This window comes from Rhodanobacter sp. DHB23, from assembly GCF_014842975.1.
Taxonomy (GTDB): domain Bacteria; phylum Pseudomonadota; class Gammaproteobacteria; order Xanthomonadales; family Rhodanobacteraceae; genus Rhodanobacter_A.
On sequence record NZ_JACYXK010000026.1, the window covers coordinates 268,916 to 286,590 of the forward strand.

Consider the following 17,675-nt stretch of genomic DNA (forward strand, 5'->3'; position numbering starts at 1 on the left):
GGGCTTTCCGGTTCCGCAACGATTTCGCCCATGGACAAGCACCTGCTCGACATCCTGTGCTGCCCCGTCAGCAAGACGCCGCTGCGCCTGCTCGGCCGCACCGAGCTGGACGCGCTCAATGGCGCCATCGCGACCGGCGCCGTGCTGACGACGGCCGGCCATGCCGTGGATGAACGCCTGGCCGAAGGCCTGATCACGATCGACCGCAAGCTGGTCTACCGGGTGGCCGACGGCATCCCCGTGATGCTGCCGGAAGAAGGCATCGCCACCCTCCAGTTGCACGATTTCCCGACCGCCGCCTGAGGCCAGCCCCCCGCGCCATGAACCCTCGCCGACGGACCGGCGGCCCGCCTGCAAGACACCTCCACGCCAACGACAGACTCCCGGTATGGCCATGACCGATGCCTTCGAACCGCCAAAGATCGTGCCGCTGGCGTCACGCCTCGACGCCACCACGGGCGAGCGCGTAGGCGAGCTGCTCAATGCCGTGCGTGGCATCGCCGGCAAGCGGCTGCAGCAGTGCCTCGGCAACCTGTTCGAGCATGTCGACGACGCGCTGTTCGACATCGCCGAGAAGGCCGAGAACAACGCCACCCAGACGCATTATTTCGACGGCATGCGCGAGGTGCGCAAGCGCCGGCCGGCGGTCGAGCGCAGCTTCCTCGCCATGGTGAACCGCGAGCTGGGCGCCCTGGCCGGGCGCGCCGCGACGACGCCCGCCGCGTCCGCGGCTCCCGCGATGGCCGAACTTTCGCTGGTGGCCGACGCCGAACTGGAGGAGTCGCTGGCGATCACCAGCATGGGCAGCAAGCACGAGAGCCGGTTGGCGCGCGACCTGTTCGCGATCAACCAGCGCCTCTCGGTGATCTGCGGCGGCCGCAAGATCGAGGATGCCAGCAACCCGATCGCCCCGTCGGCGCTGTCGCAGGCCTTCCGCCTGGCGCTGAAGGAGCTTGCCGCGGACATGCGCGTCAAGCTGCTCATCTACAAGCTGTTCGACCGCTACGTGCTGTCCACGCTGGAAGAACTGTACGCCGAGGCGAACGAGACACTGGCGCGTGCCGGCGTGCTGCCGCAACTGCGCGTCGCCGCGCCACGCGGCGGCGGCGCGTCGCGCACCGCCGCGCCAACGACATCGGCGACCGCGACAACCGGAGCCAGCGCGGACGAGGTGACCGACCCCGCCGCCGTCGAACTGCTGCAGACCCTGCACAACCTGTTCGTCGCCCGGCGCGGCGGCGAAACGCCCGCAACGGCCCGTGCCGGCAATGCTGGCGGGCCGCCCCCGTCCGCCAACGAGCTGCTGGGCGCGCTCAGCGTGCTGCAGACCCAGTTGGCGGCCGGCAGCGTCCAGCAGTCGCCATCCATGGTGGACGGCACCGGCAACTTCGACCGCGAGGCCGTCTCGCAGCTCAAGGAACAGCTGCTTGGCCAGCTCGGGGCGCTGCGCGGCGCGCGGCCCAGCCACGTCGCCGGCATCGACGAGGACACCATCGACCTGGTCGGCATGCTGTTCGAGTTCATCCTCGACGACCACACCCTGCCGCCCGAGATGCAGGCGCTGCTGGCGCGGCTGCAGATTCCCTACCTCAAGGCGGCGATCCTCGACCGCAAGCTGTTCGCGCATCGTCAGCACCCGGCACGCCGCCTGCTCGACGCGCTGGCCGAGCAGGCCAAGGGCTGGTCGCCGGAGTCCGACCGCGACAACCGCCTGCACGACAAGATGAAGGGCATCGTCGACCAGTTGCTGCACGAGTTCGACGACGACCTCGGCATCTTCGAGCGCCTGCTGCTGGACCTGCAGCAGTTCATCGAAACCAACCGGCGCCGCTCCGAACTGGCCGAGCAGCGCGTGGCCGAGTCCACCCGCGGCCGCGAGAAGCTGGAGCAGGCTCGCCGCCGCGCCGCCCGCGAGATCGTCGAGCGCATCGACGGCCGCAAGCTGCCGCCGCTGGTGCACGAGGTGCTGGCCCGCGCCTGGGCCAACCACCTGGTGCTGCTGCTGCTGCGCCAGGGCGAGGAGTCGGGCGAATTCCGCGACGCCCTGCGCTTCGTCGACGACTTCATCGCCAGCACGCGTCCGATGCCGGACGCCGCTTCGCGCCAGCAGCTGCGCCAGCTGCTGCCGGGCATCGAACGCGCGCTGCGCCAGGGCCTGGCCAACGTGGCCTTCCAGCCGCAGGACATCGAGCGCCTGCTGGCCCAGCTGCGCGACTGGTACGGCCAGCAGCTGGGCGAGCCGGCGCGCCATCCCGCTCCCGTGACGCCAGCCGTCGCCGAAGCGGCTCCCGTCGCCGCGATCCCGGAAAGCATCCAGCCCATCGTCGAGCAGCACGCCGAACCGGAGGAGTTGCCCGAGGAAAGCGTGCCGGTCGACACCGACAGTTCCGAGTGGAAGCAGGTGGAGGCGCTGCAGCCCGGCGTATGGCTGGAGTTCCAGTTGCCCGACGAGCCCATGGTGCGCGCCAAGCTGTCGTGGATCAGCCCGATGAGCGGCCGCTACCTCTTCGTCAACCGGCGCGGGCTGAAGGTGGCGGATTACTCGCCGCAGGAACTGGCCGTGCTGCTGGCCAGCGGCCACGCCCAGGTGCTGGCCACCAATGCGCTGTTCGACCGCGCGATGAGCGCCATCGTCAGCCGCCTGCGCCAGTCCGACGCGCCCAGCAACGGCACGGATGCAGGATGAGCCCCGCGTTCCCGTTCGACCCACCCGGCCCCGAACTGATCATCGCCGACGTGGAGCGCGCCTTTGCCGAGGATCTCGGCAAGGGCGACGCCACCGCCGACCTGCTGCCGGCCGATGCCGTGGCCGAAGCCGCGCTCACCTGCCGCGACGACGCGGTGATCGCCGGCGTGCCATGGTTCGACGCCTGCTTCAGGCAGCTGGACCCCGCCGTGCAAATCCACTGGCAGGTCCGCGACGGAGCACGCGTACCCCCCGGCACGGTGCTCTGCCGGTTGTCCGGCCACGCCCGTTCGCTGGTCAGCGCCGAGCGTTCGGCACTGAACTTCCTGCAGTTGCTGTCCGGCACGGCCACTGCCACGGCTGCCTACGTGGCGGCCGTGGCCGGCACCGGCACGCGCGTGCTCGACACGCGCAAGACCGTGCCGGGCCTGCGCCTGGCGCAGAAGTACGCCGTGCGCTGCGGCGGCGGCCACAACCACCGCATCGGCCTGTACGACGCGATCCTGGTCAAGGAGAATCACATCATTGCCGCCGGCGGCATCGCCCCGGCCGTGATGGCGGCACGCCGCCTGCATCCCGGCCTGCTGCTCGAAGTCGAAGTGGAGAACCTCGACGAACTGCAGCAGGCACTCGCCGCCGGCGTGGACCGCATCATGCTCGACAACTTCGACGTGCCGCTGATGCACGAGGCCGTGCGGCTCACCGCCGGGCGCGTGCCGCTGGAGGTGTCCGGCAACGTCGACCTCGACACCATCGGCAGCTACGCCCGCACCGGCGTCGACTTCATCTCGGTAGGCGCGCTGACCAAGCACGTCCACGCGGTCGATCTTTCGCTGCGCCTGCGCGTGGTTTGAAAAGTGCGGCCAGGGATGGCCGCCCGTTTGATCTCTGCGATCAGGGATGATCGCAAGGACCAGAGCTGACTTGCGCACCGCCCTGCCCGCCCACACACTGCCGGCATGGGCAACATCCGTGACCTGCTGATACTGCTGGCGCTGGTCGCCGCGATAGCCGCGTGGCTGAAGCTGAGCGCCGCGCGCGACCGCGCGGCCAGCGAGGCCCGCCAGCAATGCGAGCGCTACGGCCTGCAGATGCTGGACGAATCCGTGGGCCTGCGCGCGCTGCGGCTGCGTCGCGTGGCCGGCCGCCTGCGGCTGGAGCGCTGCTACGGCTTCGAAGTGAGCATCGACGGCGCGGATCGCGAACAGGCTTCGCTGTGGATGCTGGGCGATACGCTCAGCGAGCTGCGGCTGCCTACGGTGGTGCTCGCGCCACCGGAATCCCCGCTACCGGATCGGATCGCCGGCATGGAGCCACGACGCGCGCCGGTCGAGCCGCCAGCCGACCAGCATGACGGACCCGCGTCCGGCGGCAACGTGATACCGCTGCGGCCACGTCGGCGTTCCGGGGGCGGCGATACGCTGCACTAGGAGCGTGGGTGGATCGCGGCTGAAGCCGCTCCTACTTGATGACGCGCAGGAAGGGGGCGCCGCGCTTGGGCTTGTCGTCGCCGCTACCGCCCTGGCCGGACGGCGGTTCGTCGGGCGCCGGTGCGGGCGGCGGCGCGTCGCCGCCTTCCTCGTCGGTCGGGAACATCATCCCCTGCCCGTTCTCCTGCGCGTACAGCGCCAGCACCGAACCCACCGGGATGCGCACCACGTGGCTCACGCCGGAGAAGCGCGCGGAGAAGCCGATCCAGTCGTTGCCCAGTTCCAGGTTCGCCACCGCGCGCATCGCGATGTTGAGCACCACCTGGCCGTTCTTGATCACCTGCGGCGGCACGCGCACGCCTTCGCCGGTGGCATCGATCAGCAGGTACGGGGTCAGGCCGTTGTCGCTGATCCAGTCGTAGATCGCCCGCAGCAGGTAGGGGCGGTTGGACGTCATCGGTTGCACTGCTTCGTTCATCAGGGTCGCATGGCCTTTTCTTGCTCGGTCATGCTGCGCGCAAAACCCTGGCTGTGGAACAGGCGTTCGCCGTAATCCATGATCGGCTTGCCCTCGCGGCCCAGGTCCACGCCCAGCCAAGGCAGGCGCCACACCACCGGCGCCACCAGGCAGTCGGCCAGGCTCATCTCTGGATTGAGGAAGAACCTGGACGCCTTGAACAGCGGCAACGCGGCCAGCAGGTGCGCGCGCAGGCGCTTGCGCGCCGGCTCGGCGGTACGGCCACCGGCACGGATGACATCCACCTCGGCCAGCCAGTCCTTCTCGATGCGCACCGCGGCGACGCGCAGCCGGGCCCGGGAAAGCGGGTCGATCGGCATCAGCGGCGGATGCGGGTAGCGTTCGTCGAGGTACTCGCACACCACGCCGGCGTCGTACAGGGTCAGGTCGCGATCCACCAGGGTGGGCGTGCTGCCGTAGGGGTTGAGGTCGAGCAGGTCCTCCGGCGGCTTGCCCGGATCGACCAGCACGCGCTCGTAGCTGACGCCCTTGGCGGCCAGCACCAGCCGGGCGCGATGACACTGGACGTCGTCGGCCGTGGTGTAGAGGGTAAGTGCGTTGCGCGAGCGGGCGCTTGGAACCATGCGCGGTATTCCTGTTGCGGTTGCGCGAATGCGGCAGCCCCTGGCTGCCGCATTCGATGGGCGTTGCTGCCGGAAGTCAGTGGACGTCTTTCCAGTATTCCTTCTTGAGCAGGTAGGCCAGCAGGGTGAACAGCGCCAGGAACAACAGCACCCAGACGCCATAGTGGTGCCGCTGCAAGGCGGCCGGCTCCGAAACGTACTCCAGGAAATTCACCAGGTCACGCGTGGCCTGCTGGTATTCGCCGGGGGTCAGCTTGCCCGGGTGGGCCAGTTCCAGCTTCTCCACCTCGTCGGAACCGGGCCTGGTCACCGCCGTCTGCTCGCCCTGCAGCTCCCACAGCGGGAACGGCATCGCCGCGTTCGGCAACGTGGTGTTGTTCCAGCCGATCGGGCTCTTCGGGTCGAGGTAGAAGGTGTTGAGGTAGGTGTAGATGTAGTCGGCACCCTTTGCACTGACCTCCAGCGAGAGGTCGGGCGGTGCCTTGCCGAACCACTTGGCCGCATCTTCCGCCGGCATGTGCGAGATCACCGGGTCGTCGAACTTGGCGCCGGTGAAGTCGAGGTTCTGCATCACCTGCTGTTCGGTCAGGCCGAGGTCGTCGGCCATGCGCGAGTAGCGCAGGTACTTCAGCGAGTGGCAGCCCACGCAGTAGTTGAAGAACAGCCTGGCGCCGCGTTGCAGCGAGGCCTGGTCGCGGATGTTGGCGCCGGACGCCATCAACTGCCCGTCGTCCTCGGCGTGCGCCGCCGGCTGGCCGGCCAGCAGCAGGCCCAGGGACAGCGCGAACGCGGGGAAGAGTCGCTTCAGGAGTGTCGGCTTAGTCATGCGTCGTCACCCGCTCCGGAACCGGCTTGGTCTTTTCCCAGCCGAGGTGTGTGTACAGCCACAGGAACACGAAGAAGCCGAAGTAGGTCAGCGTCATGATGCGGCCGAAGACGTTGTCCCACAGCGTGATGTCGATGCCGGCACCGAACAGCTTCGGGAAGTATTCGTCGGTGAGGTCCATGCCGATCGCCATCAGGCACAGGAACGCGACCACGAAGATCGTGAGCGCCACCTTGTAGCCGGTACCGCGGTAGCGGATCGACTTGACCGGACCCGCGTCGATCCACGGCAGCGCGAACAGCAGCGCGATCGAGCCGAACATGCCGATCACGCCCCACACCGCGGTGCCGAACGCCGAGGGGATCATGCGCACGATGGCGTAGAAGGCGGTGAAGTACCACACCGGCTTGATCTGCGCGGGGGTGACCAGGTTGTTGGCCGCGATCGAGTTGTCGTGCTCCAGGAACCAGCCGCCGAAGGTCGGCGCGAAGAAGATGATGAAGGCGGCGATCAGCAGGAAGAAGCCCACGCCGACCAGGTCCTTCACCGTGTAGTACGGGTGGAACGGGATGCCGTCGGCCGGCTTCAGCGCGTCCCAGCGGTTGCCCTTGGGGCCGTGCTTGACGTCCACGCCGTCCGGGTTGTTGGAACCCACCTCGTGCAGCGCGGCCAGGTGCAGCACCACCAGCAGCAGCAGCACGATCGGCAGCGCGATCACGTGCAGCGCGAAGAAGCGGTTGAGCGTGGCGTCGGCGGGCAGGAAGTCGCCCATGATCCACTCCTGCAGGGCAGGACCGATCTTCGGGATGGTGCCGAACAGCGACACGATCACCTTGGCGCCCCAGAACGACATGTTGCCCCACGGCAGCACGTAGCCCATGAAGGCCTCGGCCATCAGCACCAGGAAGATCAGCATGCCGAGCAGCCACACCAGCTCGCGCGGCTTCTTGAACGAGCCGTACATGATGCCGCGGAACATGTGCAGGAACACCACCACGAAGAACAGCGAGGCGCCGGTGGTGTGCATGTAGCGGATCAGCCAGCCCCACTCCACGTCGCGCATGATGTACTGCACCGAGTCGAACGCGCCGGCCGCGCTCGGGTCGTAGTTCATCGTGAGGAAGATGCCGGTGACGATCTGGTTGACCAGCACCAGCAAGGCGAGCGAACCGAAGTAGTACCAGAGGTTGAAGTTCTTCGGCGCGTAGTACTCGGTCATGTGCTTGCGGTACACGGGCATCAGGCCCGGCGCACGCTCGTTGACCCAGTCGCCGATGCTTGCGAATACGTTGGCCATCACGCGCCCTCCTTCGGGTCCACGCCGATCTGCACGGTCGTGTCGTCGACGAAGTGGTACGGCGGAATCTGCATGTTCTTCGGCGCGGGCACGCCCTGGTAGACGCGGCCGGCCAGGTCGTAGCGCGAGTGGTGGCAGGGGCAGTAGTAGCCGCCCTGCCAGTCCGGGTCGAACGGCTCGGGCTTGATCTCGCCCACGTAGTTCGGCACGCAGCCAAGGTGGGTGCAGATGCCGACCATCACCAGCCATTCGGGCTTGATCGAGCGCGTGCCGTTCTGCGCGTACTTCGGCTGCTGGTCGGCGGAGGAACCGTCGGACTTGGGATCGACGAGGCGCGGATCCTGCTTCGGCAGCGTCGCCAGCTGGTCCGGCGTGCGGTTGACGATGAACACCGGCAGGCTGCGCCAGGCGACGATCAACTGCTGGCCGGATTCGATCTTCTTCAGGGATTGGGTGACCGGAGCCCCTGCGGCCTTGGCTCGCGCGCTGGGTTCCCACGACTTGATGAAGGGCACGGCTGCCGACACGATCCCCACGCCACCGACCACCGCGGTGGCTGACGTGAGAAACCGGCGGCGGCCATGATCGACGACTTCGTTCGCCATCAGGCTCTCCGGTACTTGCTGCGTCAAGAAGGGCTCGCGCCCAGCAATCAGATTGGAACCCCTGTGAATCGCGTTAGTCTAGCGTCAGCCCCTACACCGTACAATAAAAGGGCTGCGGCTATTCGACGCTCCTGCCGTCGCAAGCCTAACCTACCGCCAGCCCGCCCGTCACGGACCCGTAGCACGACATGAAACATGCCGCCGGCACGCTCGCCTTCCTCGCCCGCTGTGTCGTCGTCGGCCTCGCCGCGGCCTTCGTGATCGGCCTGTTCTGGCCGAGCAGCGGCCAGCGCCTGCGCACGCGATTGCATCTTCCCGGCGCCACCGCGGCCAACGCGCAGGCCGCCGCCCCCGCGCCGGCCTCGTATGCCGATGCCGTCGCCGCCGCGGCGCCATCGGTGGTGAACATCTACGTCAACAAGATCGTCAACGCGCCGGCGATCAAGATGTACGACAACCCCGTCCTGCAGCAGATGCTCGGCGGCACGCTCACCACCTACGCACGCCGCGAGCAGACCCTGGGCTCGGGCGTGATCGTCAGCGCGCAGGGCTACGTGCTCACCAACTACCACGTGATCTCGCATGCCACCGACATCCAGGTGCTGCTGTACGACGGCCGGGTGGCGCAGGCCCACGTGGTCGGCTCGGACGAGGAGACCGACCTCGCGGTGCTCAAGATCGACGCCGGCAACCTGCCGGTGATCCAGCTCGCCGAACAGAAGCCGCGCCCCGGCGACGTGGTGCTGGCGATCGGCAACCCGCTGGGCCTCAACCAGACCGTGTCGATGGGCATCGTCAGCGCGGTGGGCCGCCAGTTGAACGTCTCCAGCGCCGAGGACTTCAGCGCGATGGGCCGCCAGTTGAACGCCTCCAGCGCCGAGGACTTCATCCAGACCGACGCGGCGATCAACCCCGGCAATTCCGGCGGCGCGCTGGTCAACGTCGAAGGCCAGCTGGTGGGCATCAACACCCTGCTGATCAACCGGAACACCAGTACCAAGAACATCGGCTTCGCCATCCCGGCGGACACCGCCAAGAACGTGCTGGACCAGATCGTCGCCACCGGCCACGTGGTGCGCGGCTGGCTGGGCGCGGACTACAGCTTCGTGCCGGTGGCCGCCAACGGCGGCTTGCCCGCTGCGGCGCGCGGCGCTTCGGTGACCGACGTCTACCCGGGAAGCCCCGCCGCGCTGGCCGGCATCCAGCCGCACGACATCCTGCTGCGCATCGGCGACGACGACATCCGCGACCCGGCCGACCTGCGCCGGCGCGAATCCGCGATCAAGCCCGGCACCAGCGTGGAGATCTCGGGCCTGCGCAACGGCAGTCCGTTCCACGTCACGGCCAAGCTGACCGAGCGCCCGCCGATGAGCGTGGACACCTCCACCGCCAGCGACGAGTAGTAGCGGCTTCAGCCGCGATCGCGTGGCGCGAGCCGCGGTTGAAGCCGCTCCTGCGCCACCCCGGACCAGCCATCACCCCCGCTGGGCCACTGCCAGCGGCGGATGCAGTGCCACCGCGTAACGCTTGCGCAAGGTGTCCACGCGCTCCACGTAGACCTGGGTCTCCGCATACGGCGGCACGCCGTTGTACTTCTGCACCGCGCCAGGCCCGGCGTTGTAGGCCGCGGCGGCCAGGTGCTCGTCGCCATTGAAGTCGCGCAGCAGCAGGGCGAGGTAGCGCGCGCCGCCGCGGATGTTCTGGCCGCTGTCGAACGCATCGAGCACGCCCATGTCGCCGGCGGTGCCCGGCATCAACTGCATCAGTCCCTGCGCGCCCTTGAGCGACATCGCACGCGGATTGAACGCGCTCTCGGCATGGATGATCGCGCGGATGAAGGCCTCGTCCACCCCGTATTCCACGCTGGCCGCGCGGATCGCATCGGCGTAGTCGGTGAGGTCGAGCGGCACGCTGCCCCAGTGGATGTTCGAGTGCAGGTTGCAGGCGAAGCAGGTGGCGATGTAGGTGAACAGCATCTTCGCCGTCTGCGCGGCGCGGCCGGCCGGCGGGATGTTGGTGTATTCCACGCTGCCGTCGGCGCGTGCGATGCGATACACCGCGCCACGCAGCACGCGGTCGCCCGGCGCGGTGGCGGCCGGCACGCCGGGCAAGACGGCGACCCCGTCGCTCGCCTGGCGATAGGTCCAGTGTCCGCGCAGGTCCACCGGCACCGCCGAGGCCAGCGGCAACGCATCGTCCGCCGGGGCGTTCGCGGTGGTGAACACGCCGCCCTTGACCGTCGCCAGCAAGGCGGCGGCGACCTCGGCCTGCGAGCGGCTGCCCACCACCACGCCCCGCACGTCCTTCAGCGAAACCGGGGCTTGCCGCCGCGCCGGCGCGGCGTAATCGCCCAGCTTGTGGCAATCCCGGTAGCCCGCCGTGCTGCCCGTGAACACGGCCTCGCCGCTGGCGCCGGTGCAGCGATACAGGGTGCCGGCCCGTGCCTGCGGCCACCACAACGCGGCGGCCAGCAACGCGCAGCCGAACGCGATCCGGGCAAGGACCGAATGGGTGGACGGGGAACCCGCGCCGGAGCGACCGGCATTCCCCCTGTGGCGCGCGGCGTCGAACATGGCGGCAGTGTGCCGCCGCGCGCCCCCGGCGCCAAGGGCGGCCGCATCGTTCCGTGCGCCACGCCCGCGCACGGGATCGTCCCAAGTCCCTGATCCGGCAAGCCCGCTCGATGGCGGACACCGGCTGGCCGGCGTAAAATGCGCGGTTCGGCGCAGCCCGCGCCGCGCCTCGCGCAACCACGGTAACCAGCACCATGAGCGGCAAGCTTTTCATCAAGACCCACGGCTGCCAGATGAACGAGTACGACTCGGCCAAGATGGCCGACGTGCTCAAGGCCTCGCACGGCCTGGAGTTGACCCAGGACGAGTCCGAGGCGGACGTGATCCTGGTCAACACCTGCTCGATCCGCGAGAAGGCGCAGGAGAAGGTGTTCAGCCAGCTCGGCCGCTGGAAGGAGCACAAGCAGGGCGGCAAGCCGGTGTTGATCGGCGTGGGCGGCTGCGTGGCGTCGCAGGAGGGCGAGGCAATCATCAAGCGCGCACCGTTCGTGGACCTGGTGTTCGGCCCGCAGACCCTGCACCGCCTGCCCGCGCTGATCGAATCGCGCCGCGAAAGCGGCAAGCCGCAGGTGGACATCTCCTTCCCCGAGATCGAGAAGTTCGACAAGCTGCCCGAGCCGCGCGCCGAAGGCCCCACTGCCTTCGTCTCGATCATGGAAGGCTGCTCGAAATACTGCAGCTACTGCGTGGTGCCCTACACCCGCGGCACCGAGATCAGCCGCCCGTTCGACGACGTGCTGGTGGAAGTGGCGCAGCTCGCGGAACAAGGCGTGCGCGAGGTGAACCTGCTGGGCCAGAACGTCAACGCCTACCGCGGCCCTATGCACGACGGCGGCATCGCCGACCTCGCCGTGCTGATCCATGCCATCGCGCAGATCGACGGCATCGGCCGTATCCGCTTCACCACCTCGCATCCGCTGGAGTTCTCCGACTCGCTGATCGAGGCCTACGCCAGCGTGCCCAAGCTCGCCAACTTCCTGCACCTGCCGGTGCAGGCCGGCTCGGACCGCATCCTCAGCGCGATGAAGCGCGGCTACACCGCGCTGGAGTTCAAGCAGAAGATCCGCAAGCTGCGCGCGGTGCGACCGGACATCTGCGTGTCGTCCGACTTCATCGTGGGCTTCCCCGGCGAGACCGACGAGGATTTCGACAAGACCATGAAGCTGATCGAGGACGTCGGCTTCGACCAGAGCTTCAGCTTCATCTTCTCCGCGCGCCCCGGCACGCCGGCGGCCAGCCTCGCCGACGACACCCCGATGGCGGTGAAGCATCAGCGGCTGGAGCGCCTGCAGGCGACGATCAACGCCAACGCGAAACGGATCAACGAGGCGATGGTCGGCACCGTGCAGCGCGTGCTGGTGGAAAAGCCCAGCGCCAAGAACCCGCAGGAACTCGCCGGCCGCACCGAGAACATGCGCTACGTGAACTTCCCCGGCGACGCGCGCATGATCGGCCGCTTCGTGGACGTGCTGGTCACCGAGGCCATGGCCAACTCGCTGCGCGGCCGCGTGCACGCGCTGGCCGAGGAAGCTGCCTGATCTCACCCCCTCCCCTGCCTGCTGGGGAGGGTTGGGGTGGGGTCGCTTTTTCCAGCACCAGACACCCCCTCCCAACCTCCCCCTGCAAGCAGGGGGAGGAGTCAAAAGAAGCCAACACGCATGACGCCAGCCCCATGACCAACGGCCTCCACGAACGCGACTTCGCCCTCGATCCGGAAGACAACGCCCGGCTCGCCAGCCTGTGCGGGCCGTTCGACGAGCACCTGCGCCAGATCGAGCTGCGCCTGGGTGTGGAGATCGACCATCGCGGCAACCTGTTCAAGGCGATCGGCGAGGAAGCCGCCGCGCGCAGCGCCGAGAAGGTGCTGCGCGCACTCTATGCCGTCACCGAAAACGAGACCTTGAACGGTGCGAAGATCAACCTGCACCTGGCCGAATCCGGCGTGGATGCGCTCAACGGCGACGCGGGCGAAGGCGCGCAGGAAGTTGCCATCAAGGTGAAGCGCGGCGTGATCAAGGGCCGCGGCGCGAACCAGGCGCGCTACCTGCACGCCATCGCGCGCCACGACATCAACTTCGGCGTAGGCCCGGCCGGCACCGGCAAGACCTACCTCGCCGTCGCCAGCGCGGTGGAGGCGCTGGAAGCGAACCGCGTGCAGCGCCTGCTGCTGGTGCGCCCCGCCGTCGAGGCCGGCGAGAAGCTGGGCTTCCTGCCCGGCGACCTCAGCCAGAAGGTCGATCCCTACCTGCGCCCGCTGTACGACGCGCTGTACGAGATGCTCGGCTTCGAGAAGGTCGCCAAGCTGATCGAGCGCAACGTGATCGAGATCGCCCCGCTGGCATACATGCGCGGTCGCACGCTCAACGACTCCTACGTGATCCTCGACGAGGCGCAGAACACCACCGTCGAGCAGATGAAGATGTTCCTCACCCGCATCGGCTTCGGCTCGGTGGCGGTGATCACCGGCGACGTCAGCCAGGTCGACCTGCCGCGCAACGTGCGCTCCGGCCTGCGCCATGCAGTGGAAGTGCTGCGCGGCGTCGACGGCATCAGCTTCACCTTCTTCACCTCGCGCGACGTGGTGCGCCACCCGCTGGTGGCGAAGATCGTGCGCGCCTACGAGGCCTTCGAGGATGAGGCCGAGATTCGGGATACGGGATACGGGATTCGGGAAAAGCCGAAACCGGCACCTTGAGTTCCATCGCAGTCACGGATACCCACCATGCCTCGCCCCGCCCTTCCGTATCCCGAATCCCGTATCCCGAATCCCGCGCTCGTCCACGTGGGCTACGCGGTGCCGCGCGCCGGCCTTCCCTCGCCCGCGAGCTTCCGCCGCTGGGTGGAAGCCGCATTGCACGGCGCGAAGCGGCGCAAGGCGACCGAGCTTTCCATCCGCATCGTCGACGCCGACGAGGGCCGCGCGCTCAACCGCGACTACCGCGGCAAGGACTACGCCACCAACGTGCTCTCCTTCGAGGCCGACCTTCCGCCCGGACTGAGGCTGCCGCTGATCGGCGACATGGTGATCTGCGCCCCCGTGGTGGCGCGCGAAGCCGCCGAACAAGGCAAGCGGGAGCGTGACCACTGGGCCCACCTCACCGTGCACGGCGTGTTGCACCTGCTGGGCTACGACCATATCGAAGATGGCGAAGCCGAGGTGATGGAGGCGCTGGAAAGACGCATCCTTGCCAGGCTCGGTATCGCCGACCCTTACGCGGCCGAACGCGACGGCTAGACGTCTGCCCGGCGAAAATACGGAGAATGATCGGCATGTTCGCGCGAACACACTTCGCTGCCGGCGTCGCACTGTTTTCCACGATGCTCGCCACCACGCCAGGCCACGCGGCGGACAGCCGCCAGCAACAGCTGGCGAACAGCAGCTGCCAGGCCTTGCACACTGCTGCAGCGGCAGTGCCTGGCGACGGGCCCATGCTGCTGCCGAGTTATCCCGCCGTGGCGCAGGACGGCGGCACGTCGCGCGCACTCGCCGGCGTGGCCTTCGTCTACGACAACGCACTCGCCGGCATCGCCCTCACCGCTTGCGGTGAACCGGGCCAGGCACGGCGCATTGCCGATGCGCTGCTGCTGGCCGCCGCGCATGATCCCGGCTTCAAGGATGGCCGGTTGCGCAATGCCTATCGCAGCGGCGCGGTCCAGGGCGACAGGATCGAGCTACCCGGCTATTGGCAAAGCCAGGGCGATTACTGGAGCCAGGATCCGTACCAGGTGGGCACGGCCACCGGCAATGTCGCCTGGGCCGCCTTGCTGCTGCTGACCGTCCACGACAGCACGCACGACCGTCGCTACCTGGATGCCGCCGTGGCGCAGCTGCACTGGATCCAGGCACATGCCCGCAACGACTCGGCACCGCCTGCCTACGAAGGCGGCCTGTTCGGCTACGACAACGCCCAGCAGGCACAACACTGGAAAGCCACCGAGCACAACATCGACATCCACGCGGCGGCCACCTGGGCGGCGCGCGAGAGCGGCGGCAATGCGCAAATCCAGAGCACGCTGACCCAACAGGCCCGACTGGCCGCCGGCTTCGTCGACGCGATGTGGGACGACACGCAACATCGTTTCCTGGTCGGCACGCTCGGCGACGGCCGGACGCTTTCGCGCGACAAGTCCGGACTGGATGCGCAGGTGTGGCCGCTGCTCGCCTTCCAGCCGCATCCCGCGGCATGGAACCAGGTCTGGCACTGGGTCGACGCAGAGCATCGCAGCGGCGACGGCTACGGTTACCGGCGCCACCCCGATGGCATCTGGACCGAAGGCACCGCGCAGGTCGCCGCCGCCATGCAGGCCAGCGGCAGGACGGTACCCGACAGCCTGTGGCAACTGCTGGCTGCGCAACGCGCCGACGACGGCATGCTCTACGCCACGCCGCAGGCGCGCATCGGCACCGATTTCGCGATCGGCCCCAACTCGACCCATGCCGATTTCTTCTACTACCACCTGCCGCACCTGGGCGCGACGGCCTGGACGGCGCTCGCGGCCAAGGCGTGGAATCCCTTTACCGGACGGCCGATCGCCCGCGCGGAAAACACGCCGTGAATCCCCGGGGCGGTCCGGCGATGCGTTTGCGACTCCTGCTGGCAGCCCTCCTGCAAGAGCCTGTCCACGATCGCCCATGGCCCGCACCGCGCAGACAGCCTCATCCATGAAACAAGCTGCCGTGCACCGGCTGGCGCGGGACTGCCAGACGGCCCCCCCCGGCAGGAATCAGCCCCAGGAACAGCCAGTGCGGGAACCTCCCGACCAGCGGACACGGGTCCGTTCGCAAGCCATCCACTGCGCTTGCCGCCTCGTTCCGGCGCCGCATCCGCATGGCCTTGTTCCTGAATTGTCACGTTTTTTCCGCTAGACTGGCGTTTCCGCCCGCATCCGGGCAGTTGCAACCCGAGTAATGAACGACGACCCCGGCAGTACCAGCGGCCCGGCCCATCGCAAATGGTGGGATCGACTGGGCCACCTGTTTTCCGGCGAACCGCGCAACCGCGCGGAACTGATCGACGAACTGCGCACCGCCCAGGTCAACGGCCTGCTCAGCGCCGACACCCTGCCCATGCTGGAAGGCGCGCTCAAGGTCACCGAGCTCACCGTGGACGACGTGATGGTGCCGCGCGTGCAGATCGTGATGATCGCCGCCGACGCCCCGCTTTCGGACATCCTCTCCGCCGTGGTCGAATCAGGCCATTCGCGCTTCCCCGTACACGGCGAGGACAAGGACGAGATCCTCGGCGTGCTGCTGGCCAAGGACCTGCTGAAGTTCTTCGGCAACGGCGCCGATTTCGACATCCGCGCCATCCTGCGCCCCGCGGTGCTGATCCCCGAGTCGATGCGCCTCAACGTGCTGCTGGCCGAGTTCCGCCGCAGCCGCAACCACTTGGCGATGGTGGTGGACGAATACGGCGGCGTGGCCGGCCTGATCACCATCGAGGACGTGCTGGAACAGATCGTCGGCGAGATCGACGACGAGCACGACGACGCGGAAGAGCCCGCGCAGATCCACGCCCAGGCCGACGGCTCGTGGCTGGTCAGCGCGCTCACGCCGATCGAGGACTTCAACGAGGAAGTGGGCGCGAGCTTCCCCGACGAGGAATTCGACACCATCGGCGGCCTGATCACCGCCGAGTTCGGCCACCTGCCCGAAGTGGGCGAGGAAGCCGGCGCAGGCGAGTTCCTGTTCCACGTCACCGAAGCCGACGACCGCCGCGTGCAGCAGTTCCGCGTCACCCGTCGCGAAGCCTGACGGCTTTATCGCTGCCGGCAACTTGAACCATCTCTGGAGACGTCATGCCCGCGAAAGCGGGCATCCATATTGATCTGCGGCAAGCCTGTCGATGGATTCCCGCTTTCGCGGGAATGACGTCATTGATAAGTTCGGCGTATTGCCCCTGTGCCCTGGAAGAGAAAAGTCCGGAATCCATGCGCATTTTCGCCCTGCTGCTTGCCCTCTTCCTGCTGGCCATCGCACCGGCCCACGCCGGCGTCGCCAACGCCCCCGGCGCGAACCTGGAAGTCTCGCTGGTCACCTACGGCCCCGGCGACGTCTACTGGGAGCGCTTCGGCCACGACGCGCTGGAACTGCGCGATACCGTCAGCGGCGAGGCGGTGAACTTCAACTACGGCGTGTTCGACTTCAACGAGAAGAACTTCTTCCTCAACTTCGCGCGCGGCCGCATGCATTACCTGATGGATGCCGAGCCCACCGACGACGAAGAAAGCTACTACGTGCAGGTCGGCCGCTCGATCACCCGCCAGCGCCTTGCGCTGGCACCGGAACAGGCCGCCGCGCTGCGCGACTTCCTGCTCTGGAACCTGCGCCCCGAAAACGCCGGCTACAACTACGACTACTACGCCGACAACTGCACCACCCGCGTGCGCGATGCGCTGGACAAGGCGCTGGGCGGCGTCATCAAGGCGCGCCTCGCCACGCAGGCCGGCGGCATGAGCTACCGCCAGCAGACCGACCGCCTGATGAGCGCGCAACCCTGGCTGATGCTGCTGCTCGACCTCGGCCTCGGCCCCTACGCCGACCACCCGCTCGACGCATGGCAGGAAAGCTTCCTGCCCTACGAACTGCAGGACAACCTGCGCGGCATCCGCGTGCCCGATGGCCACGGCGGCTCGCAGCCGCTGGTGCAGGACGAACGACTGCTCTCGCCCAACCATGTCGCGGTGCCGCCGGCACAGGCACCCGACCTGCGCATGCCGCTTGGCCTGGCCGGCCTGGTCTTCGCCGCCGCGCTTGCACTGACCGCCCGTCGCCAGCCGACGATCCACGCGCTGCTCGGCACGCTCTACCTCGTCGCCGCCGGCCTCGTCGGCCTCGTGCTGCTCGCGCTGTGGACGCTCACCAGCCACCACTCCGCCTGGGCCAACGCCAACCTGCTGTTGTTCAGCCCGCTCGCCTTCCTCGTGCTGCCCGCGCTGTGGCGCATGCGCCGCGGCATCGCCCCCACGCGCTACGCCAACGCCGTGCTGGTGCTGCAACTGCTCGCGGCGCTCGTCGCCGTGCTGCTGCACCTGCTGCCTGGCACCGTGCAGCAGAACCAGCCATGGATACTGCTCGCCTTGCCAGTTTGGCTGGCCTTGGCGTGGAGCTTGCGGCGTCCGGCCACGGCACGGCCGTAACTGCGGTCCCGCTGCCC

General features: G+C 68.2%; 17 protein-coding genes. 11 read left to right on the forward strand and 6 right to left on the reverse strand.

Going from position 1 to position 17,675, the window contains the following annotated elements:
* Positions 1 to 30 precede the first annotated feature (30 nt).
* The 4 genes from IHE47_RS09640 (at position 31) to IHE47_RS09655 (ending at position 4,116) form a co-directional block, all read left to right on the forward strand.
* On the forward strand, positions 31 to 303 hold the full coding sequence (locus IHE47_RS09640; RefSeq protein ID WP_192105681.1) for a Trm112 family protein: 273 nt from the start codon (positions 31 to 33) through the stop codon (positions 301 to 303).
* 91 nt (positions 304 to 394) lie between these two features.
* On the forward strand, positions 395 to 2,686 hold the full coding sequence (locus tag IHE47_RS09645; RefSeq protein WP_192105682.1) for a DUF1631 domain-containing protein: 2,292 nt from the start codon (positions 395 to 397) through the stop codon (positions 2,684 to 2,686).
* Entirely contained in the window at positions 2,683 to 3,540 is an 858-nt protein-coding gene (nadC, locus tag IHE47_RS09650; RefSeq protein ID WP_192105683.1) for a carboxylating nicotinate-nucleotide diphosphorylase, read from the forward strand. Before IHE47_RS09645 ends, nadC begins: the two co-directional genes overlap by 4 nt.
* Positions 3,541 to 3,645: 105 nt before the next feature.
* Positions 3,646 to 4,116: a DUF3301 domain-containing protein gene (locus tag IHE47_RS09655; protein WP_192105684.1), complete on the forward strand. Its 471-nt coding sequence runs from the start codon at positions 3,646 to 3,648 to the stop codon at positions 4,114 to 4,116.
* 31 nt (positions 4,117 to 4,147) lie between these two features.
* On the opposite strand, the gene IHE47_RS09660 is transcribed toward IHE47_RS09655, so the two are convergent.
* From IHE47_RS09660 to petA, 5 genes are all read right to left on the reverse strand, one after another.
* Complete coding sequence (locus IHE47_RS09660; RefSeq protein WP_192105729.1) at positions 4,148 to 4,573, reverse strand: ClpXP protease specificity-enhancing factor; 426 nt, start codon at positions 4,571 to 4,573, stop codon at positions 4,148 to 4,150.
* 20 nt (positions 4,574 to 4,593) lie between these two features.
* Positions 4,594 to 5,217, reverse strand: coding sequence for a glutathione S-transferase N-terminal domain-containing protein (locus IHE47_RS09665; protein WP_192105685.1), 624 nt, complete (start codon positions 5,215 to 5,217; stop codon positions 4,594 to 4,596).
* A 76-nt stretch (positions 5,218 to 5,293) separates the two neighbouring features.
* On the reverse strand, positions 5,294 to 6,043 hold the full coding sequence (locus tag IHE47_RS09670) for a cytochrome c1 (RefSeq protein WP_192105686.1): 750 nt from the start codon (positions 6,041 to 6,043) through the stop codon (positions 5,294 to 5,296).
* Positions 6,036 to 7,340: a cytochrome bc complex cytochrome b subunit gene (locus IHE47_RS09675; protein WP_192105687.1), complete on the reverse strand. Its 1,305-nt coding sequence runs from the start codon at positions 7,338 to 7,340 to the stop codon at positions 6,036 to 6,038. The genes IHE47_RS09670 and IHE47_RS09675 overlap by 8 nt, the downstream gene beginning before the upstream one ends.
* Entirely contained in the window at positions 7,340 to 7,945 is a 606-nt protein-coding gene (gene petA / locus IHE47_RS09680; protein WP_192105688.1) for a ubiquinol-cytochrome c reductase iron-sulfur subunit, read from the reverse strand. Before petA ends, IHE47_RS09675 begins: the two co-directional genes overlap by 1 nt.
* 188 nt (positions 7,946 to 8,133) lie before the next feature.
* Between petA and IHE47_RS09685 the strand changes: the two genes are divergently transcribed.
* The gene (locus IHE47_RS09685) at positions 8,134 to 9,348 is read left to right on the forward strand and encodes a trypsin-like peptidase domain-containing protein (RefSeq protein ID WP_192105689.1); all 1,215 of its coding nucleotides are present in this window, start codon (positions 8,134 to 8,136) and stop codon (positions 9,346 to 9,348) included.
* 72 nt (positions 9,349 to 9,420) lie between these two features.
* Here IHE47_RS09685 and IHE47_RS09690 read toward each other — a convergent pair whose 3' ends face one another.
* Positions 9,421 to 10,518, reverse strand: a complete 1,098-nt coding sequence (locus IHE47_RS09690; protein ID WP_192105690.1) for a lytic transglycosylase domain-containing protein — start codon at positions 10,516 to 10,518, stop codon at positions 9,421 to 9,423.
* A gap of 194 nt (positions 10,519 to 10,712) precedes the next feature.
* Here IHE47_RS09690 and miaB point away from each other — a divergent pair, with 194 nt between their 5' ends.
* The 6 genes from miaB (at position 10,713) to IHE47_RS09720 (ending at position 17,658) form a co-directional block, all read left to right on the forward strand.
* Entirely contained in the window at positions 10,713 to 12,056 is a 1,344-nt protein-coding gene (miaB, locus tag IHE47_RS09695) for a tRNA (N6-isopentenyl adenosine(37)-C2)-methylthiotransferase MiaB (RefSeq protein WP_192105691.1), read from the forward strand.
* A gap of 134 nt (positions 12,057 to 12,190) precedes the next feature.
* Positions 12,191 to 13,213 carry a PhoH family protein gene (locus tag IHE47_RS09700; protein WP_192105692.1) on the forward strand — a complete coding sequence of 341 codons (1,023 nt, stop codon included), beginning with the start codon at positions 12,191 to 12,193 and terminating at the stop codon, positions 13,211 to 13,213.
* Between the two features lie 27 nt (positions 13,214 to 13,240).
* Complete coding sequence (gene ybeY / locus IHE47_RS09705) at positions 13,241 to 13,753, forward strand: rRNA maturation RNase YbeY (RefSeq protein ID WP_192105693.1); 513 nt, start codon at positions 13,241 to 13,243, stop codon at positions 13,751 to 13,753.
* 35 nt (positions 13,754 to 13,788) lie between these two features.
* A complete protein-coding gene (locus tag IHE47_RS09710; RefSeq protein ID WP_225561734.1) occupies positions 13,789 to 15,075 on the forward strand; it encodes a hypothetical protein in 1,287 nt (428 codons plus the stop codon).
* 352 nt (positions 15,076 to 15,427) lie between these two features.
* Positions 15,428 to 16,273 carry a transporter associated domain-containing protein gene (locus IHE47_RS09715; protein ID WP_192105694.1) on the forward strand — a complete coding sequence of 282 codons (846 nt, stop codon included), beginning with the start codon at positions 15,428 to 15,430 and terminating at the stop codon, positions 16,271 to 16,273.
* A gap of 176 nt (positions 16,274 to 16,449) precedes the next feature.
* Positions 16,450 to 17,658: a DUF4105 domain-containing protein gene (locus IHE47_RS09720; protein WP_192105695.1), complete on the forward strand. Its 1,209-nt coding sequence runs from the start codon at positions 16,450 to 16,452 to the stop codon at positions 17,656 to 17,658.
* Positions 17,659 to 17,675: the final 17 nt, after the last annotated feature.